This is a genomic window from Chryseobacterium sp. Leaf201, assembly GCF_001421435.1.
Classification (GTDB): Bacteria; Bacteroidota; Bacteroidia; order Flavobacteriales; family Weeksellaceae; genus Chryseobacterium.
On the sequence record NZ_LMKA01000067.1, the window covers coordinates 12,688 to 30,594 of the forward strand.

The 17,907-nt window shown below is 41.7% G+C and carries 19 protein-coding genes; 17 read left to right on the forward strand and 2 right to left on the reverse strand.

Annotation, left to right across the window (positions count from 1 at the left end; all coding sequences use genetic code 11):
* Positions 1–17: 17 nt before the first annotated feature.
* Both ASE55_RS08815 and ASE55_RS08820 read right to left on the reverse strand, forming a co-directional pair.
* Entirely contained in the window at positions 18–1,205 is a 1,188-nt protein-coding gene (locus ASE55_RS08815; protein ID WP_128414538.1) for a hypothetical protein, read from the reverse strand.
* 49 nt (positions 1,206–1,254) lie between these two features.
* Positions 1,255–1,965 (reverse strand): zinc metallopeptidase, encoded by a 711-nt coding sequence (locus tag ASE55_RS08820; protein WP_185116285.1) that lies wholly within the window; start codon positions 1,963–1,965, stop codon positions 1,255–1,257.
* A 106-nt stretch (positions 1,966–2,071) separates the two neighbouring features.
* Between ASE55_RS08820 and ASE55_RS08825 the strand changes: the two genes are divergently transcribed.
* From ASE55_RS08825 to ASE55_RS08900, 17 genes are all read left to right on the forward strand, one after another.
* On the forward strand, positions 2,072–3,214 hold the full coding sequence (locus ASE55_RS08825) for a hypothetical protein (protein WP_056218066.1): 1,143 nt from the start codon (positions 2,072–2,074) through the stop codon (positions 3,212–3,214).
* Between the two features lie 7 nt (positions 3,215–3,221).
* The gene (locus ASE55_RS20465) at positions 3,222–3,398 is read left to right on the forward strand and encodes a hypothetical protein (RefSeq protein ID WP_185116286.1); all 177 of its coding nucleotides are present in this window, start codon (positions 3,222–3,224) and stop codon (positions 3,396–3,398) included.
* 121 nt (positions 3,399–3,519) lie between these two features.
* The gene (locus tag ASE55_RS08830) at positions 3,520–3,891 is read left to right on the forward strand and encodes an NADH-quinone oxidoreductase subunit A (protein WP_056218068.1); all 372 of its coding nucleotides are present in this window, start codon (positions 3,520–3,522) and stop codon (positions 3,889–3,891) included.
* A 101-nt stretch (positions 3,892–3,992) separates the two neighbouring features.
* Positions 3,993–4,553 (forward strand): NADH-quinone oxidoreductase subunit B, encoded by a 561-nt coding sequence (locus ASE55_RS08835; RefSeq protein WP_056218070.1) that lies wholly within the window; start codon positions 3,993–3,995, stop codon positions 4,551–4,553.
* Between the two features lie 5 nt (positions 4,554–4,558).
* Entirely contained in the window at positions 4,559–5,053 is a 495-nt protein-coding gene (locus tag ASE55_RS08840) for an NADH-quinone oxidoreductase subunit C (RefSeq protein WP_056218073.1), read from the forward strand.
* 60 nt (positions 5,054–5,113) lie between these two features.
* On the forward strand, positions 5,114–6,337 hold the full coding sequence (gene nuoD / locus ASE55_RS08845; protein WP_056218078.1) for an NADH dehydrogenase (quinone) subunit D: 1,224 nt from the start codon (positions 5,114–5,116) through the stop codon (positions 6,335–6,337).
* Between the two features lie 92 nt (positions 6,338–6,429).
* On the forward strand, positions 6,430–6,939 hold the full coding sequence (gene nuoE / locus ASE55_RS08850; protein WP_056218083.1) for a complex I 24 kDa subunit family protein: 510 nt from the start codon (positions 6,430–6,432) through the stop codon (positions 6,937–6,939).
* Positions 6,940–7,035: 96 nt separating this feature from the next.
* Entirely contained in the window at positions 7,036–8,394 is a 1,359-nt protein-coding gene (gene nuoF, locus ASE55_RS08855; protein WP_056218086.1) for an NADH-quinone oxidoreductase subunit NuoF, read from the forward strand.
* 40 nt (positions 8,395–8,434) lie between these two features.
* Complete coding sequence (locus tag ASE55_RS08860) at positions 8,435–9,241, forward strand: hypothetical protein (RefSeq protein ID WP_238585025.1); 807 nt, start codon at positions 8,435–8,437, stop codon at positions 9,239–9,241.
* A 42-nt stretch (positions 9,242–9,283) separates the two neighbouring features.
* The gene (locus ASE55_RS08865; RefSeq protein WP_056218093.1) at positions 9,284–10,282 is read left to right on the forward strand and encodes a 2Fe-2S iron-sulfur cluster-binding protein; all 999 of its coding nucleotides are present in this window, start codon (positions 9,284–9,286) and stop codon (positions 10,280–10,282) included.
* A 92-nt stretch (positions 10,283–10,374) separates the two neighbouring features.
* The gene (nuoH, locus tag ASE55_RS08870) at positions 10,375–11,439 is read left to right on the forward strand and encodes an NADH-quinone oxidoreductase subunit NuoH (protein ID WP_056218095.1); all 1,065 of its coding nucleotides are present in this window, start codon (positions 10,375–10,377) and stop codon (positions 11,437–11,439) included.
* Between the two features lie 137 nt (positions 11,440–11,576).
* Positions 11,577–12,134, forward strand: a complete 558-nt coding sequence (locus tag ASE55_RS08875; RefSeq protein WP_056218098.1) for a NuoI/complex I 23 kDa subunit family protein — start codon at positions 11,577–11,579, stop codon at positions 12,132–12,134.
* On the forward strand, positions 12,134–12,631 hold the full coding sequence (locus ASE55_RS08880; RefSeq protein WP_056218100.1) for an NADH-quinone oxidoreductase subunit J: 498 nt from the start codon (positions 12,134–12,136) through the stop codon (positions 12,629–12,631). The genes ASE55_RS08875 and ASE55_RS08880 overlap by 1 nt, the downstream gene beginning before the upstream one ends.
* Positions 12,632–12,634: 3 nt before the next feature.
* Complete coding sequence (nuoK, locus tag ASE55_RS08885) at positions 12,635–12,964, forward strand: NADH-quinone oxidoreductase subunit NuoK (RefSeq protein ID WP_027386769.1); 330 nt, start codon at positions 12,635–12,637, stop codon at positions 12,962–12,964.
* 2 nt (positions 12,965–12,966) lie between these two features.
* Positions 12,967–14,880 (forward strand): NADH-quinone oxidoreductase subunit L, encoded by a 1,914-nt coding sequence (nuoL, locus tag ASE55_RS08890; RefSeq protein ID WP_056218102.1) that lies wholly within the window; start codon positions 12,967–12,969, stop codon positions 14,878–14,880.
* Between the two features lie 2 nt (positions 14,881–14,882).
* Entirely contained in the window at positions 14,883–16,376 is a 1,494-nt protein-coding gene (locus ASE55_RS08895; protein ID WP_056218107.1) for a NuoM family protein, read from the forward strand.
* Between the two features lie 98 nt (positions 16,377–16,474).
* Positions 16,475–17,854, forward strand: a complete 1,380-nt coding sequence (locus ASE55_RS08900; RefSeq protein ID WP_056218109.1) for an NADH-quinone oxidoreductase subunit N — start codon at positions 16,475–16,477, stop codon at positions 17,852–17,854.
* The last annotated feature ends 53 nt before the right edge of the window (positions 17,855–17,907 follow it).

Genomic DNA, 17,907 nt, shown 5'->3' on the forward strand with positions numbered 1-17,907 from the left:
GACATAGAATCTTTAAACTATAACTCCGTTATTTTTCCGGTCTGCGGATTGTACAGCATTATTCTCACAATACGCTTATGATATCTCCGCCTTAAAGAAATTGCGATTTCCCTGTGCATTTCAGTTTCTGGAACCGGCGCAGACCTGATCTCTTTCATTGCCCAGTTCTGCAGAATGATATACGGTTCATTTTTATTCCTGTTGCCGGATCCCGGCTCAAAATAAGGCCTGAGTTCTTTTTCCTTTTCCGAAAAATAAATATACATCTGCTCGCCTTTCCCGGAATAGAGATTAAATGAAAAATACTGATACCAGCTTCCGAAAAAACTCAGGACGGGCAAAACAAACCAAAGCACAACCCAATAGCTGTTGGTAATAAAAAATTCCCTGCTTATGGGTTCAACCGGTTTTGCATACACAACGATCAGAATTGAAATCATCGCCAGGTTCCAGGGCCAGACCACAGAATTATACTGAATCCCAAAAGGGCCGATAAAAATCAGGATGCTGATATGAGTCAGAATCAACAAATAACTTATTTTCTTCTTCGATTGAGAGATAAAAAGCAGAACGGCTAAAAGGATCTCCGTAAAAGGAATCAGCAATCCAATGAAATAGAGTTTGTACCTTAATATAGCCTCCATGGAAAGACCGAAGAAATCCATCAGTACCATATTCATCCATATCGAAGAAAGAAATCCACGGCTGAGTTTATGCAGGCCACTGAAAAAATAAACGGATACCAGAAACAAATGCCCGAGCATCAAAATACGTTTAGGCCTGTGTAGATTAATCACAATGATCAGAAGGAAACACATGTACATATATTCCCACGGCTGCCACCGCACGGTATCCAGTGAACAGCTTAACAGTTCAGATAAAAAGAGGGAAATAAGGAGCAGCCGGTTTGCTTTAACAAACAGCAGCACCAGTAAAGCAAGCACAGAAAACCCGAATAAGAATACATGCAGAAAATCAGGAACATATTTCAGAAAATCTGCCGGCGGAATTACCGGATACAGCCTGTCTGTGACCCAGGTCTTATAACTCCATATTTTGGTGATACACCAGAAAAACGCAATGGTTTTAATCAGCCGGCTCACCTGCTGTTCTTCTGAGCACAATGTCTTTTTATACATTTGGGAAATAATGGGATGTAGGTCTGCCAAAAGTATAGAATCCTGACGGAATGTAAACAAAAACATCCCAGAAAATTTCTGAGATGCCCTATATTTCATTTAAACTTTAAGAAAGTTAATCCCTGCGTCCTCCCATCAGTAAGGAAGCCCAGTACAGCAGCTGTGCCAGTGAACCGAGAGCAGCCACAACATAAGTTCTTGCTGCCCATTTCAGGCTGTCTTTTACCCCTACATATTCTTCTGAAGTTACCGTACCGGTATCTTTCAGCCATTTCATCGCTCTGTTACTCGCATCATATTCCACCGGAAGTGTAATAAATGCGAACAGCGTGGTAAACGCAAACAGGATCACTCCTATTCCTAACACCAAACGGTTACCGGCAGGATTGTCACCGGACTGCGTGGCCACCATAATCATAATCCCCGCAATCAGGACAAACTGCATCAGGTTTGAGCTGACCTGCACCACAGGCACCAGCTTGGAACGCAGCTGAAGCATGGAATACCCTACTTTATGCTGTACGGCATGTCCGCATTCATGAGCTGCAACCGCTGCTGCTGCCGCATTTCGCTGCATATATACTGATTCTGATAAATTTACCGTTTTATTTTCCGGATTGTAATGGTCCGTCAGTTGTCCGGGAACAGAAATAACCTGTACATCATTGATCCCGTTGTCTCTCAGCATCTTTTCTGCTACCTCCTTGCCGGAAAGCCCGTTGCGGAGGTGAACTTTAGAGTAATATTCGAATTTGGACTTCAGCCTTGAGGATACCCACCAGCTGACCAGCATCGAAATACCGATAATTATATAATACCCTATCATCTTTTACCTTACTTATAATATATTTTCACCCCATATTATGGAAAAATTATGCCAAAGTATTACAATTTTATTAATTATATTTGTGCCTGAATTACCCTTTAAAGCTATGTCTAAAGTCTCAGTTACTGAAGTAAAAACACCCGGAGAATTGAAACAGTTCGTAAAATTCCCGATGGATTTATATAAGAACAATCCTTATTACGTACCTTCTTTCATAAAAGATGAATTTAAGATCTGGGATCCCAAAGAGAATCCGGCCTTGAATTATTCGGAATCTAAACAGTTCCTGGCAAAAAAAGGGGATAAAGTAGTGGGACGGATTGCAGTAATGATCAACCATAAGGAAGAAAAGGAATTAGGCATTAAAAAAGTACGTTTCGGCTGGATTGATTTCATTGATGATAAAGAGGTTTCGGCAGCTTTAATTCAGAGAGCAATTGATTACGCTAAAGAAAACAACATCGGGAAGATTGAAGGGCCGATGGGCTTTACCAACCTGGACAAGGCGGGCATGCTGACCATGGGCTTTGATAAGCTGGCCACAATGATCGGTATATACAACCATGAATATTATCCTAAACACATTGAAGAGCTTGGCCTGACAAAAGAAAAGGAGTGGGTGGAATTTGAAATGAATTTCCCTAAAATCCTTCCGGAAAAAGTAGAAAAATTCAGCGGTCTTATTGCCCAGAAATACAAGCTGAAAGTTCTTCCGTTCAAATCAAAAGAAGAGATCCTGCCTTTCGTAGAGCCCATGTTCAGGCTGCTGGACGAAACGTATAAGCATCTTTCCACCTATACGCCTATTTCAGAAGAGCAGATACAGACCTACAAGGAAAAATATTTCCCGTTTATTGATAAAAACTATGTCATCTGCGTGGTGGATGAAAATAACGAACTGGTTTCCTTTGCCATTACGATGCCTTCATATTCAAAAGCACTACAGAAGTCGAAAGGAAAAATGTTTCCGTTCGGATGGTGGCATTTCCTGCAGGCCAGCCGTAAAAACGACCGGGCCAATTTTTACCTGATCGGAATCCATCCTGAATACCAGAGACGCGGCGTTACAGCTATTATTTTCAAGGAAATCTTTATCCGGTTTACAAGCATGGGAATAGATTTTGCAGAAACCAATCCTGAGCTGGAAGAGAATAAAAGCGTGCAGGTATTGTGGCAGGATTACAATCCGGTAAACCATAAGAGAAGAAGGACGTATTCATTAAACATCGGAGATCAACAACCTGAATAAATACATTATGAAGCTGCAACTTATTATTTTCGGGATTTTAATCGCCGGGTTTGTTATTTTCAACTTTTTTCTACAATCTGATAATGACAGGATCAATACTGCCGTTAATATCATCTATGCCAGCATCCTGTTCGGTTATATTTCTTTTATGGCATACTCCCTCCTCAGAAAAACGAGGAAATAACCGTTATTTTTACTGATTCTAAATTGCCTGATTTACCTGTTTTAATTCCACTTTTAGGCTTATTAATTTCATGCTTTATTGTTTATTCCCTAAATTTGCAAATTGAGATAATAATGCAAAAATGAATTTACCTGAAAGTTATATTCCAATCCTTATACAGGCAGGTGTTGCGATAGGATTCGTAGCGATTTCTCTGCTTGGAGCGCATTTCTTAGGCCCGAAACAGAAAGAGGGAAATTCTGTGAAAAACCAAAGCTGGGAATGTGGAATCCCGGTAGAAGGAAATGCAAGAACACCGTTTTCCATTAAATACTTTTTGACGGCGGTACTGTTCGTTCTGTTCGATATTGAAATCGTATTCTTTTATCCGTATGCTGTAAACTTCAGAGAATTCGGAATGGAAGGATTCTTAGCGGTATTGATGTTTGTGGCAATTTTCTTTATGGCATTTTTCTATGTCTGGAAACGCGGTGCCTTAGACTGGGATAAATAAAAGATAGAAATTTTAAATGATCATTTTAGATAGAAAAACAGCTGTTATAGCTAACTTTAACACTGAATTTTAATCTAAAAGTTAAATCTTAAATCAATCAAATGTCAGATAACAAACCAATAATAAGAACAGATGCAACTGCTCCCGAAGGATTTGAAGGAGAAGGCTTTTTCGCAACGAAACTGAGCAGTGTAATCGGGATGGCCAGAAAGTTTTCGCTTTGGCCTTTGCCTTTCGCAACCTCTTGTTGCGGTATCGAGTTTATGGCGACACTGAACCCTACCTATGACGCTTCCAGATTCGGTATGGAGAGAAACTCTTTCTCACCGAGACAGGCAGATATGCTGATGGTCTGCGGAACGATCGCTAAAAAATTAGGGCCTGTGCTGAAAGAAGTATATACCCAGATGGCTGAGCCGAAATGGGTAGTTGCTGTTGGTGCATGCGCATGCAGCGGTGGTATTTTTGACACCTATTCCGTGCTACAGGGGATCGACAAAATTATTCCGGTTGACGTATACGTTCCGGGATGCCCACCGAGGCCGGAGCAGATTATTGAAGGCGTAATGCAGGTTCAGGCTTTGGCAGAAAGCGAGAGCATCAGAAGAAGGGATATGCCTGAATACCAGAAATTATTAGATTCTTACAACATAAGCAACTAACGGGAATGACAAACGAATTTGTATTAGAAGCCATCACAAGAGAATTTCCTGATTCTGTCATCTCAAGTGCTGAGCCCTATGGAATGCTTACTGTTGAAGTAAAAAAGGACGATATTAAAAAAATCATCCATTACCTTAAAGATTCATCACTGGAAATTAATTTCCTTACCGATATATGCGGAATCCATTATCCTGAATTTCCTGATAAGGAAATCGGGGTGGTTTATCACCTTCATAACATGATGACCAATTTCAGGCTGCGTCTGAAAATCTTTATGTCCAGGGAAAATATTGAAGTTGACTCTCTCGTAGAACTGTACGCCGGAGCTAACTGGATGGAAAGGGAAACCTATGATTTCTTCGGAATTAAATTCAAGGGACATCCTGACCTTCGCCCTATCCTAAATATGGAAGATCTGGGCTACCATCCGATGCTGAAGGAATATCGCCTTGAAGACGGTACCAGGACAGATAAGGACGATGCCATGTTCGGAAGATAAAAATAATGCAATAAGCAGCAAGCAATAAGCTTAATGCCTAGAGCCCAAAGCATTTAAATTATGAAAGATAACTCATTATCCAATATACTTAACCAATACGAAAGTAAGGAACAGATTGACGGGCAGTTATACACCCTCAATTTAGGACCTACCCACCCTGCCACGCACGGGATCTTCCAGAATGTCTTAACGATGGACGGAGAAAGGATCCTTCATGCGGAACAGACGGTAGGTTATATCCACAGGGCATTTGAGAAAATTTCCGAAAGAAGGAATTATGCTCAGATTACCACCCTTACCGACCGTATGAACTACTGTTCTGCGCCAATCAACAACATCGGATGGCACATGACGGTAGAAAAACTGATCGGTGTTGAAGTCCCTAAGCGTGTAGACTATATGCGTGTAATTTTAATGGAGCTGGCACGGATCGGGGATCACCTGATCTGTAACGGGGTTACCGGAATGGATGCCGGAGCAATTACCGGACTTACCTATATGTTCATCGAAAGAGAACGTATTTACGATATGTACGAGCAAATCTGCGGGGCGAGAATGACAACCAATATGGGAAGAATCGGAGGTTTTGAAAGAGATTTCACACCAAAGTTTCATGAGTTATTACAGGATTTCCTGAAAACTTTCCCGGCAAGATTCAAAGAATTCGGTACTTTATTAGAAAGAAACAGAATTTTTATGGACAGAACCATCGGAGCAGGAGCAATTTCTGCAGAACGAGCATTAAGCTATGGTTTTACCGGTCCTAATTTACGTGCGACAGGGGTAGATTATGACGTAAGAGTTGCACAACCCTACTCTTCTTATGAAGATTTCGACTTTATTATTCCTGTAGGAACTGCCGGTGATACGTATGACCGGTTTATGGTTCGCCAGCAGGAAATCTGGGAATCGATCAAAATTATCAAGCAGGCTTACGAGAACCTTCCGGAAGGACCATTCCACGCGGATGTTCCTGACTTCTACCTTCCTGAAAAAGCGGATGTATACCAGAAAATGGAAGCATTGATCTACCATTTCAAAATTGTAATGGGAGAAACCGACGTACCGAAAGGTGAGGTTTACCATGCAGTGGAAGGCGGAAACGGTGAATTAGGATTCTACATGGTGAGTGACGGCGGAAGAAGCCCGTACAGGCTTCACTTCAGAAGGCCTTGTTTCATTTACTACCAGGCTTATCCTGAAATGATTACAGGTTCTGTGATTTCTGATGCCATCGTTACGATGTGCAGCATGAATATTATTGCGGGAGAATTGGACGCATAATTTTGTACAGGGTACAAAGTAAAATGTATTAAAGATTAATAAATAGAAAGTACGCTGTACATGGTACACTGTACATTTTACAAATAAAGAAAATGAGCGAAACAATAGCTTTTAAACCGGAAAGTTTAGCACAGGTACATAAAATTATGGCAAGATATCCTGAAGGAAGACAGAAGTCTGCCCTTCTGCCTGTACTTCACCTGGCACAGAAAGAATTCGGAGGATGGTTAGACGTTCCCGTAATGGATTATGTTGCGGAATTATTGAGTATCAAGCCTATTGAGGTATACGAAGTAGCTACGTTCTACACCATGTTCAATATGAAGCCGGTAGGGAAATATGTTCTGGAAGTTTGCAGAACAGGACCATGCATGGTTTCCGGAAGCGAGAAAATACTTAACCATATCAGGACCAGACTGAACATCAAAGACGGGGAAACCACAGCAGACGGTATGTTTACCCTAAAGCCTGCTGAATGCCTGGGCGCGTGCGGATATGCTCCGATGATGCAGCTGGGGAAATTCTTTCATGAAAACCTCACGATAGAAAAAGTAGACGAAATCCTTGACCTTTGCAGGGAAGGACAGCTTGCTTTGGATTAATCCTGTTTTAAATTCTTCATTTTAGATTTTAAATAATTAAATTTTAATATTAATTAATGCAAAAAGCCGCAAGCTGATTGCAATAAGCAAATAAAAATGAGTAAAAAACTTTTACTTAAAGATGCACACATAGAAGGCATCCGCTATCTGGAAACCTACCGCAAACAGGGAGGCTACGGAGCAGCAGAGAAAGCCCTGAAAATGACACCCGATGAAATTCTTGAAGAAGTAAAAGCTTCAGGACTCCGCGGACGTGGAGGAGCCGGGTTTCCTACAGGAATGAAATGGAGCTTTCTGGCAAAACCGGAAGGCGTTCCGAGACACCTTGTGGTGAATGCCGATGAATCTGAGCCGGGAACTTTCAAAGACCGCTACCTGATGGAATACCTTCCTCACCTGCTGATCGAAGGAATGCTTATTTCATCATACTGTTTAGGTTCAAACGTATCTTACATTTATATCCGTGGTGAATATTCATGGATTCCTGATATTCTGGAAGAAGCCATTGAAGAAGCCAGAGCAGCAGGGTTTTTAGGTAAAAATATCTTAGGAACCGGTTTCGATTGTGAAATCTACGTTCAGAGAGGCGGAGGTGCCTATATCTGCGGTGAAGAAACGGCGTTGCTTGAATCCCTTGAAGGAAAAAGAGGAAACCCGAGACTGAAACCGCCGTTCCCTGCTGTAAAAGGACTTTGGGAAAGACCGACGGTAGTAAATAACGTTGAATCAATTGCAGCCATTGTTCCGATTATTGATATTACAGGAGCGGAATATGCTAAAATCGGCGTAGGAAGATCCACTGGGACGAAACTGATTTCGGCCTGTGGAAACATCAACAAACCGGGCGTGTATGAAATTGACATGACCATTACCGTAGAAGAATTCATCTATTCTGATGAATACTGCGGTGGAATCAAAGACGGAAAAAAACTGAAAGCATGCATCCCGGGAGGAAGCTCAGTACCGATTGTTCCTGCCAATTTACTGCTTAAAACCGTAAACGGAGAACCGAGATACATGAACTACGAATCTTTGGCAGACGGTGGATTCGCTACCGGAACCATGATGGGTTCAGGAGGATTCATCGTACTGGATGAAGACCAGTGTATCGTAGAACATACCATGACTTTAGCAAGATTTTACCATCATGAAAGTTGCGGACAGTGTACACCATGCCGTGAGGGTACGGGATGGATGCACAAAATTTTAAAAAAGATCGAAAACGGACAGGGTAAAATGGAAGATATCGATCTTCTTTGGGACATCCAGAGAAAAATAGAAGGCAACACGATCTGCCCGTTGGGGGATGCGGCAGCGTGGCCTGTAGCGGCGGCTATCCGCCATTTCAGGGATGAATTTGAATGGCATGTTAAAAACCCGGAATTGTGTCTTACACAAAACTACGGTCTGGCAAATTATGCAGATCCTATTCCGGTGCCATCAGTTAATTCTTAGGGGTAAGAAGATAAAATTATAGGTGATAAAAAAGTGTTTATTGTTGTTAGCAGTAACAGCAATAGTGGGCGTTAAAGCTCAAAAAAGTCACGTGGATCCGTTTAAGAAAGGATCAGTGATGGTATTCTGGGGGTGGAACAGTTCAGTATATTCAAAATCAGATATCCATTTTAAAGGGGACGGATATGATTTTCAACTGGATAACGTTACAGCCCATGACAGACAGACGAAATTTGATTGGGGGACGTATTTTAATCCTTCCTCAATTACAATTCCGCAGGTGAACTACAGAATTACATATTTTCCGAAAGATAATCTGGGGATTACTTTAGGAATGGACCACATGAAATATGTAATGGATCAGGACCAGACAGTGGACGTAAAAGGATATATTAATAATCCTGAATACGCTTCTCTGGTGCAGAATGGAAAAGTGGATTTAAGTGATGCCAAATTATTGACATTTGAACACACGGACGGTCTTAACTATATTAACATAGGAGCACAGAAATATCATAATGTTCTGAATAAAAAGAACTTTGATCTTTTTCTAAGCTATGGAGCCGGAGTCGGGGCCTTATTGCCTAAGTCTAATGTAAGGCTGATGGGCAATGAAAGAAGCGACCGGTTTCATCTGGCAGGTTTCGGGGCTGATGCAAGGGCAGCGGTTAGTTTAGTGGCAATAAGACATATTGTGGTTCAGGTAGAAGGTAAATTCGGATACATTAATATGCCGGATATCAAAACAACACTCAACAATAAGCCGGATAAGGCTTCACAGGATTTTGTGTACGGAGAGCTTGATTTTGGTATCGGATATACATTTAATACGAAGAAGTATAATTAAACAGCGCTTCACTGCTCCGGCAGTAAAGCAAAAGCATAGAATATGAGCGAAGAGGTTAAAAAATTCAAAATAACTATAGACGGACAGACTGCTGAAGTTTTGCCTGGAACTTCTATTTTGGAAGCTGCCAGACAGATCGGCGGAAAATCTGTACCTCCTGCAATGTGCTACTACAGCAAATTGGAAGCAAGCGGAGGAAGATGCAGAACGTGCCTGGTGGAAGTATCCAAAGGATCCGAAGCAGATCCGCGCCCTATGCCCAAACTGGTGGCAAGCTGCAGAACAAATGTAATGGACGGCATGGAAGTAAAAAACCTTACTTCTGATAAAGCCCAGGAAGGAAGAAAAGCCGTAACTGAATTTTTACTGGTTAATCACCCTCTGGACTGCCCGGTGTGCGACCAGGCCGGTGAATGCCATTTACAGGATCTCGGTTACGAGTACGGTAATGAGAACACCAGAACGGAGTTTGAAAGAAATACCTATGATGCAGATGATCTCGGCCCGAACATTAAACTGAATATGAACCGTTGCATCCTGTGTGCACGTTGTGTTTTAACAGCCAATCAGCTGACAGAAACCAGGGAACACGGAATCCTGTTCAGAGGAGACCACGCAGAGATTTCAACTTACCTGAATAAAGCTTTGGATAATGACTTTATCGGAAACATTATTGATGTTTGTCCGGTAGGTGCTTTAACAGACAGGACCGCACGTTTTGCAAGCAGGGTATGGTTTACAAAACCGATGAATGCTTCATGCAAATGTGATAAATGTTCAGGAAAAGCCACGGTTTACATGAAAGGCGATGAAATTGTAAGGGTAACGGCCAGAAAAGACCAGTGGGGAGAGGTGGAAGAATTCATCTGCGATACCTGCCGTTTTGAAAGAAAGAATTTAAGCGACTGGAATATTGAAGGTCCGAGGCATATTGACCGGCATTCGGTGATTTCACTGAACCATTATGAAAAGCCTAAAGATGAGCTGAGGGTTTTAGACAATCCGCTCGCTAAAGAAATCAGTGAAAAAGACGAAAAATAATTAATCTTTAAGACATAAGATTTCAGATATAAGACAACAGATTTAAAACCTGACATCTAGCATCTGACATCTGTTATCTAAATAAATAAAAAATGGATTTACTTACATTTAAATTGATACTTGTACTGGCGCTTTTCCTGCTTTCTTTAACGATTGCAGCCTACTCTACCTGGGCGGAAAGAAAAGTGGCTGCCATTATGCAGGACAGGATCGGGCCGAACAGATCAGGGCCTTTCGGATTGCTGCAGCCTCTTGCCGACGGTGGAAAGTTTTTCTTTAAGGAAGATTTTACCCCGGCCAATGCAGAAAAATTTCTTTTCGTATTGGGGCCTGCCCTGGTGATGTTTATTTCATTGATTACAGGAGCGGTAATTCCATGGGGAAAAAGCCTGAACATCGGAGGGACTTCTTTTGACCTTCAGGTAGCCAACATTGATGTCGGCGTACTTTTCATCATCGGGATGGCTTCCATCGGAGTATACGGAATCATGATCGGAGGCTGGGCTTCCAACAATAAATATTCATTATTAGGGGCCATCCGTGCCTCTTCCCAGATGATTTCTTATGAACTTGCGATGGGACTGGCCTTGCTTTCTATCATTATGATGACGGGAAGCCTGGATTTAAAGGTCATTACAGAAAATCAGACTACAGGAAAACTCTGGGGATTCATTCCATGGGTTTCCGGGCTGAACTGGAATATTTTCTATCAGCCGGTTGCATTCCTGATATTCTTTGTCGCTGCTTTGGCAGAAACGAACAGGCATCCTTTTGATTTACCGGAATGTGAATCTGAACTGGTAACAGGATACTCTACAGAATACTCTTCCATGAAACTGGGATTATATATGTTCGGCGAATATGTGAATATGTTTATTTCCAATGCATTTATGGTGGTACTGTTCTTCGGAGGATACAATTATCCGGGGATTGAATGGGTAACCCAGCACTGGGGAGAAAATACAGCCGGAATTTTAAGTATTGTGGCTTTCCTGACGAAAACGGTAATCGGAATCCTGATCTTTATGTGGATCAGATGGACACTGCCGAGATTCAGGTATGACCAGCTGATGCACTTAGGATGGAAAACCCTGATCCCGATGGCATTGGTTAACCTTCTGGTTACAGGCGCTGTTATTTTAGCGTTTGCAAACTAAAGAAGGGTACATTTGAGAATTAAGCTGATATACATTTTATACAATCAAAATATTCAGCTTCATATATATTTAAAAATTAAGATAACAGGCAAGATGAGTCTAAAATCTGATGTCTAACATCTAACATCTATAATTAAATGAAACTTACGAACAGATCAAAAGTTGTTTCCAATAAAGAAATGACCCTTGCTGAAAAGATCTACCTCCCTGCTATTTTTACCGGGATGGGGATTACATTTAAGCATGCTGTAAGGACCGTACTGAAAGGTGCCCCCGCAGTATATTCTTATCCGGAAGTACAGAAGCCGAGAGCAGATATCTGGAGAGGTCAGCACGTTCTGAAAAGAGACGAGGAAGGCAGAGAAAGATGTACGGCCTGCGGACTTTGTGCAGTGGCCTGCCCTGCAGAAGCCATTACCATGACGGCTGCTGAAAGAACAAAAGAAGAAAAAGACCTGTACAGGGAAGAAAAATATGCATCGGTATATGAAATCAATATGCTGAGATGTATTTTCTGCGGGATGTGTGAAGAAGCATGCCCGAAATCTGCCATTTACCTTACCGACAGGCTGGTGGATGTGGAAACCAACAGAGGTTCTTTTATTTACGGAAAAGATAAATTGGTAGAAAAAATAAACGAAAGGATTGATATCACTGAAAGACAGTCCGAGAAACAAAAAAATGCGGTAAAATAATGGATCAGTTTTTATTTTTCTTGGTGGCGTTTTTAGCAGTGGCAAGTGCGGTATACTTTGTATTCGCACGAAATCCGCTTTATGCTGTTCTGTCATTAATTGTAACTATGTTTTCTATTGCGGGCATGTACATTCTCCTGAATGCACAGTTCCTTGCGATTATTCAGATTATTGTGTACGCCGGTGCCATCATGGTACTGTTCCTTTATATCCTGATGATGCTTAACCTTAATAAACAAGACGAAAGCAAGAAGAACAATACTTTAAAATTTGTCGGTGTTTTTACGGCAGGCCTTTTATTGATTGGGGTTTTAGGGGTATTCAGAGGTGTTCATGACAATCATGTTATTGTAGAAAACGTAGATAAAGGAGTAGGTCTTACAAAAAATCTGGGAAGGCTTTTATTCAACGAATATGTTTTGCCGTTTGAGCTTGCTTCCATCCTGATTTTAGCAGGTATTGTAGGTGCGGTATTAATCGGTAAAAAAGATTTATAAATTATGGGAGAAGTAAATACATTTATACAAAGCGTCCCTCTGAACTATTTCATCATTCTTTCGTCAGTATTGTTCTGCCTGGGAGTGCTTGGTGTATTGCTGAGAAAAAACGCGATTGTTATTTTGGGTTGTGTAGAGCTTATGCTGAATTCGGTAAACCTTTTACTGGCTGCTTTTTCAGCCTACAGAGGTAACGGAGACGGACAACTTTTAGTTTTCTTCATTATGGTGGTGGCTGCTGCGGAAGTGGCGGTAGGCCTGGCAATTATTGCTATGCTGTATAGAAATACCCGTTCTGTTGATGTGAGTATATTTAATAAATTAAGAGGATAAGAATGGAAAATCTAGTATATGCAATCATACTTTTACCACTTTTAGGGTTTCTTATAAACGGTTTATTCGGGAAAAGCCTTCCAAAAATAGTGGTGGGTTCCCTGGCTACGGCAATGGTTTTTATTCCGTTCTGTATCGCAGTAAGCATTTTCATGAATTTCGATTCTGAAAGCCAGCCGGTAATCGTAAAAGCTTTTGAATGGTTCAGGGTAAATGGGATCCAGATCAATTTCGGGTTCCAGATCGACCAGCTTTCTTTAATGATGGTGATGATCATCACGGGAATCGGTTCTCTGATCCACCTGTACTCTATCGGATATATGAGCCATGATAAAGGCTTCTTTAAGTTCTTTACCTATCTGAATTTATTTATCTTCTCCATGCTGCTATTGGTAATGGGAAGCAACTACCTGATCCTGTTCATCGGATGGGAAGGCGTTGGGCTTTGCTCTTATCTACTGATCGGGTTCTGGTATACCAACGAAGAATACGGTAAAGCGGCAAGAAAAGCATTCATTATGAACAGAATCGGTGACCTTGCGTTACTGATCGGTATCTTTATGATTGCCTCACAAACCAACGCAGTAGATTATCTTTCGGTAAGAGAAAATGCCGGAAAATTTGAACTGGACGGAAGTGTAATTATTTTTATTACCGCGAGTTTATTTATCGGGGCAACCGGAAAATCGGCTCAGGTTCCTTTATATACATGGCTGCCGGATGCAATGGCCGGGCCAACTCCTGTTTCTGCACTAATCCACGCCGCAACCATGGTAACGGCAGGGATCTATCTGGTGGTAAGGTCCAATTTCTTATTCACTTTGGCACCAACGGTTCAGGACGGGATTTTATTAATCGGATTTATTACAGCAGCTTTGGCAGGATTCTACGCACTCCGCCAGAACGACATCAAAAAGGTATTGGCCTACTCTACGGTTTCACAGCTTGGATTCATGTTCATCGCTTTAGGGCTGGGTGCTTATACTACCGCAATGTTCCACGTAATGACACATGCATTCTTTAAAGCACTGTTATTCCTTGGGGCCGGTTCTGTAATCCACGCCATGAGCAACGAACAGGATATGCGTTTCATGGGAGGTCTTAAAAAATACATCCCAATTACCCACGCAACTTTCCTGATCGGGACACTGGCCATTTCAGGATTCCCTTTATTATCGGGGATGATTTCCAAAGACGAAATATTAGTGGCGGCTTTTGCTAAAAACCCGGTATACTGGTTTATGCTGTTTGTTTTAGCGGCTGTTACGGCAACTTATATGTTCAGACTGTATTACCTGACGTTCCACGGAGATTTCAGAGGGACTGAAGAACAGAAACATCATCTGCATGAAAGCCCTTCCAGTATGACCATTCCATTGATTGTACTTGCGGTTCTTTCTGTAGTCGGCGGTTTAATCAACCTTCCGCATTTCATCGGCCACGGCCATTATGCGAAACTGATGGAATGGCTGAAACCGGTTCTTACCGAAGAAAGCTTCAACCAGATGGAAACTACCCTTTCGGGAGTGCCTTTCGGGACTGAAATGATCTTGCTGGGCGCAACGGTTTTAATGTTCTTCTCTGTATGGTTCCTGATAAAAAATACGTATGTAAACAAGAAAAAGCAGGCGTTACCGGAAGACATGTATACAGGATGGGAAAAACTGTCTGCCAGAAAATTATATATTGACGAACTTTACAATGCTATTTTTGTAAAAACAGTTGAAGGATTAGGACGCGGAGGAAGGATGTTTGATAAAGGTATTCTCGACCGTCTGGTAGATTTTATCGGTGAAGGCGCTGAAGACAGCGGAAAAGCCATGAAGCGCATCCAGAACGGAAATGTAGAGAATTACATTCTGATCATGTCTTTAGCGGTGGGAATTATATTAATTGTTAACTTTTTATTACCATAATAATGTCGGGTTTGTTAATAACATTATTACTATTACCTCTTGTAGGTTCGGGATTGGTCTTTGTTTGGAAAAACAATTCCAGTAAGTATTTGGCACTGGGAATTGCGTTGGTACAGATGCTCCTTACATTCTATGTGTTATCGGATTTCAATTTCGGTCCGACCGTAGACAGTAAGCTGCAGTATGAAATCACGTATCCGTGGTCACAATTTATTAAAAGCACGCTTCATTTCGGCATTGACGGGATGAGTATGCTTCTGTTGTTGCTGACCAATATTTTAGCGCCGATCATTATTTTATCTTCCTTTAATGAAAATGTAAGCTACAGGAATACATTCTACGGTTTGATCCTGCTGATGCAGTTCGGGCTTGTAGGTGTATTTACTTCGCTGGATGGCTTGCTGTTCTATATTTTCTGGGAAGTTACCTTGATTCCGATCTGGTTTATCGCCGGACTTTGGGGTCAGGAAAATAAAAGGTTTGAATTCACCACAAAATTCTTTGTTTATACGTTTGTAGGGTCGCTGTTCATGCTAGCAGGATTGATTTACGTATACAATCACTCCGCTTCATTTGCACTGACTGATCTATACAATGCGCAGCTGAATGAAACACAGCAGACGGTGGTATTCTGGTTTATTTTCTTTGCTTTTGCAGTGAAATTGCCGGTATTCCCGTTCCATACGTGGCAGCCGGACACCTATACCTATTCGCCGACACAGGGATCCATGCTTTTGTCAGGGATTATGCTGAAGATGGCAATTTATGGGGTTATGCGTTACCTTTTACCGATCACACCGATCCCGATTGCCGGGATTTCAGGACAGATCGTTATTATTCTGGCCATCATAGGAATTGTTCACGGTGCGTGGATTGCGATTATCCAGACCGATATGAAAAGGATTATTGCCTATTCCTCTTTCTCTCACGTAGGATTGATGGTAGCCGGTATTTTTGCCTCTGCCATGGTTACACTGAGAGGGACCTTCAATATTGAAGGGGCTGAAGGAGCTTTGGTACAGACTTTTGCACACGGGATCAACGTGGTGGGGCTGTTCTACTGCTGTGATATTCTTTACAAAAGATTTAAATCCAGAGACATCAGACAGATGGGCGGGCTTGCAAAAGTAGCTCCGAAGTTTGCCGTACTGTTCCTGGTAATTATATTAGGTTCCATGGGAGTTCCTTTGACCAACGGGTTCATCGGGGAATTTATCCTGCTGAAAGCGGTGTATGATTTTAACGGGACGGCTGCAATACTGGCTGGTCTTACCATTATCTTTGCGGCCGCTTATCTGTTAAGATTCTACGGAAGAGCCATGTTCGGGCAAGGTGACGAAGCCGTTTTAAGTACCGCGAAAGATTTATCCGCAGTGGAATTTTCGGTACTGGCAAGTCTGGCCGTTTTTGTAATTGTACTGGGTATTTTCCCGCAGCCGGTTATCGATATGGTAAGCAGCTCGGTGAGGTTCATCTACAGTTCTATGGCCAATTAAAAATTGAAATATTTAAAAATTAAAAAATTAGCAGATCAGGAAATGAGAAATCAGAATTTTTGTCTCAGATCTCATATCTCGCATCTCAAATCTATATTATGAGTGTTTTAATTATTGTTTTTCTAACGGCAGTTGTTGCGTTATTTTCGGGGGTTTTCGAACAGGGGAAATTCGCAAGGTACATTGGGATTTTGGGATTGATCATCGCATTATTTGTAAGCTTTATGCCGGAAAATGCATTCTTTGAACAGTACAGGCATATGTATGACTATACTGCAAATACCGCATTGTTTACAAAGATATCCCTTGTTACCACTTTGCTGTTATTCTTTTTAGGAGGTTTTGCATTCAGCAATCACAGAAGCCACCAGTCTGAATTATATGCCTTAATGCTTTTTGCGCTTTGCGGCGGGATTATCCTTTTCGGCTTCCAGAATATGGTTACGCTGTTCCTCGGAATAGAGATTCTTTCCATCCCGTTATATGTAATGGCAGGAGCCAACAAAACAGATTTAAGATCAAACGAAGCTTCCATCAAATATTTCCTGATGGGTGCATTTGCAACAGGCTTTTTACTTTTCGGTATTGCTTTTATCTACGGCAGCACGGGAAGTTTCGATTTATATACCATTCATGATTTCGGAATGTCTAACCCTAAGGACGTCATGTTTATTTTAGGAGTATTGCTGATTCTTTGTGCACTGGCATTTAAAGTAGCATTGGCACCATTCCACATGTGGAGCCCGGATGTATATTACGGAGCACCTTCACTGATTACGGCTTTCATGGCCAGTGTGGTTAAGATCTCCGGATTTTTCGCACTGTTCAGATTAATGACGATCGGGTTTGCGGGAGTGACCAATGAATGGATCAATGTTTTCGGGGTATTCCTGATTATTACTTTGCTTTTAGCCAACGTAATGGGACTTGCCCAGACCAATGCCAAAAAGATGCTGGCTTACTCTTCGGTTTCCCATGCAGGATATATCGGGTTGGTATTCTTCGGGATTACAAGCCTTTCGCCTTATAATTTAGCCTTTTATTTATTCGCATACGCTTTATCAACAGTCGGTGTTTTCATGTGTCTGATCTATGTTGAGAAACTGAAAAGAGAAACCTCTTTCGGAGCCTTCAAAGGATTGGCGAAATCTGAGCCTTTGCTGGCAACAGTAGCTGCAATTTCCATGCTTTCCATGGCGGGAGTTCCGCTTACGGCCGGTTTCATGGGTAAATTTGCATTGTTCTCCCAGGCGATGAACGGAGCCGCTTTCCTGGTTCTGATCGCCGTTTTAGGTTCTGCGGTTTCAATCGCGTATTATCTGAGATTAATCATTTCAATGTTTTTCTTTAAAGAAAGCTCATTCAAATCTTCAGAAAAAGTAACGCTTACCTATAATATTGTTGCCGTATGCATTATTGCTTCAATCATTGTACTGGGCGTCTACCCGGATTTATTTGCAAGACAGTTCGGGCTGTAAAAAGTCATGACAAATCATACCAACCACAACGTTCCTGTTGTGGTTTTTTTATA

Coding starts and splice junctions, on each gene's coding strand:
- nuoE (WP_056218083.1), top strand. CDS start 6,430: ATGAGCGAAACAATAGCTTTTAAACCGGAAAGTTTAGCACAGGTACAT.
- ASE55_RS08875 (WP_056218098.1), top strand. CDS start 11,577: ATGAAACTTACGAACAGATCAAAAGTTGTTTCCAATAAAGAAATGACC.
- nuoD (WP_056218078.1), top strand. CDS start 5,114: ATGAAAGATAACTCATTATCCAATATACTTAACCAATACGAAAGTAAG.
- ASE55_RS20465 (WP_185116286.1), top strand. CDS start 3,222: ATGAAGCTGCAACTTATTATTTTCGGGATTTTAATCGCCGGGTTTGTT.
- ASE55_RS08820 (WP_185116285.1), bottom strand. CDS start 1,965: ATGATAGGGTATTATATAATTATCGGTATTTCGATGCTGGTCAGCTGG.
- ASE55_RS08895 (WP_056218107.1), top strand. CDS start 14,883: ATGTCGGGTTTGTTAATAACATTATTACTATTACCTCTTGTAGGTTCG.
- nuoH (WP_056218095.1), top strand. CDS start 10,375: ATGGATTTACTTACATTTAAATTGATACTTGTACTGGCGCTTTTCCTG.
- ASE55_RS08835 (WP_056218070.1), top strand. CDS start 3,993: ATGTCAGATAACAAACCAATAATAAGAACAGATGCAACTGCTCCCGAA.
- ASE55_RS08880 (WP_056218100.1), top strand. CDS start 12,134: ATGGATCAGTTTTTATTTTTCTTGGTGGCGTTTTTAGCAGTGGCAAGT.
- ASE55_RS08840 (WP_056218073.1), top strand. CDS start 4,559: ATGACAAACGAATTTGTATTAGAAGCCATCACAAGAGAATTTCCTGAT.
- ASE55_RS08865 (WP_056218093.1), top strand. CDS start 9,284: ATGAGCGAAGAGGTTAAAAAATTCAAAATAACTATAGACGGACAGACT.
- nuoL (WP_056218102.1), top strand. CDS start 12,967: ATGGAAAATCTAGTATATGCAATCATACTTTTACCACTTTTAGGGTTT.
- ASE55_RS08900 (WP_056218109.1), top strand. CDS start 16,475: ATGAGTGTTTTAATTATTGTTTTTCTAACGGCAGTTGTTGCGTTATTT.
- nuoF (WP_056218086.1), top strand. CDS start 7,036: ATGAGTAAAAAACTTTTACTTAAAGATGCACACATAGAAGGCATCCGC.
- ASE55_RS08825 (WP_056218066.1), top strand. CDS start 2,072: ATGTCTAAAGTCTCAGTTACTGAAGTAAAAACACCCGGAGAATTGAAA.
- ASE55_RS08830 (WP_056218068.1), top strand. CDS start 3,520: ATGAATTTACCTGAAAGTTATATTCCAATCCTTATACAGGCAGGTGTT.
- nuoK (WP_027386769.1), top strand. CDS start 12,635: ATGGGAGAAGTAAATACATTTATACAAAGCGTCCCTCTGAACTATTTC.
- ASE55_RS08815 (WP_128414538.1), bottom strand. CDS start 1,205: ATGTTTTTGTTTACATTCCGTCAGGATTCTATACTTTTGGCAGACCTA.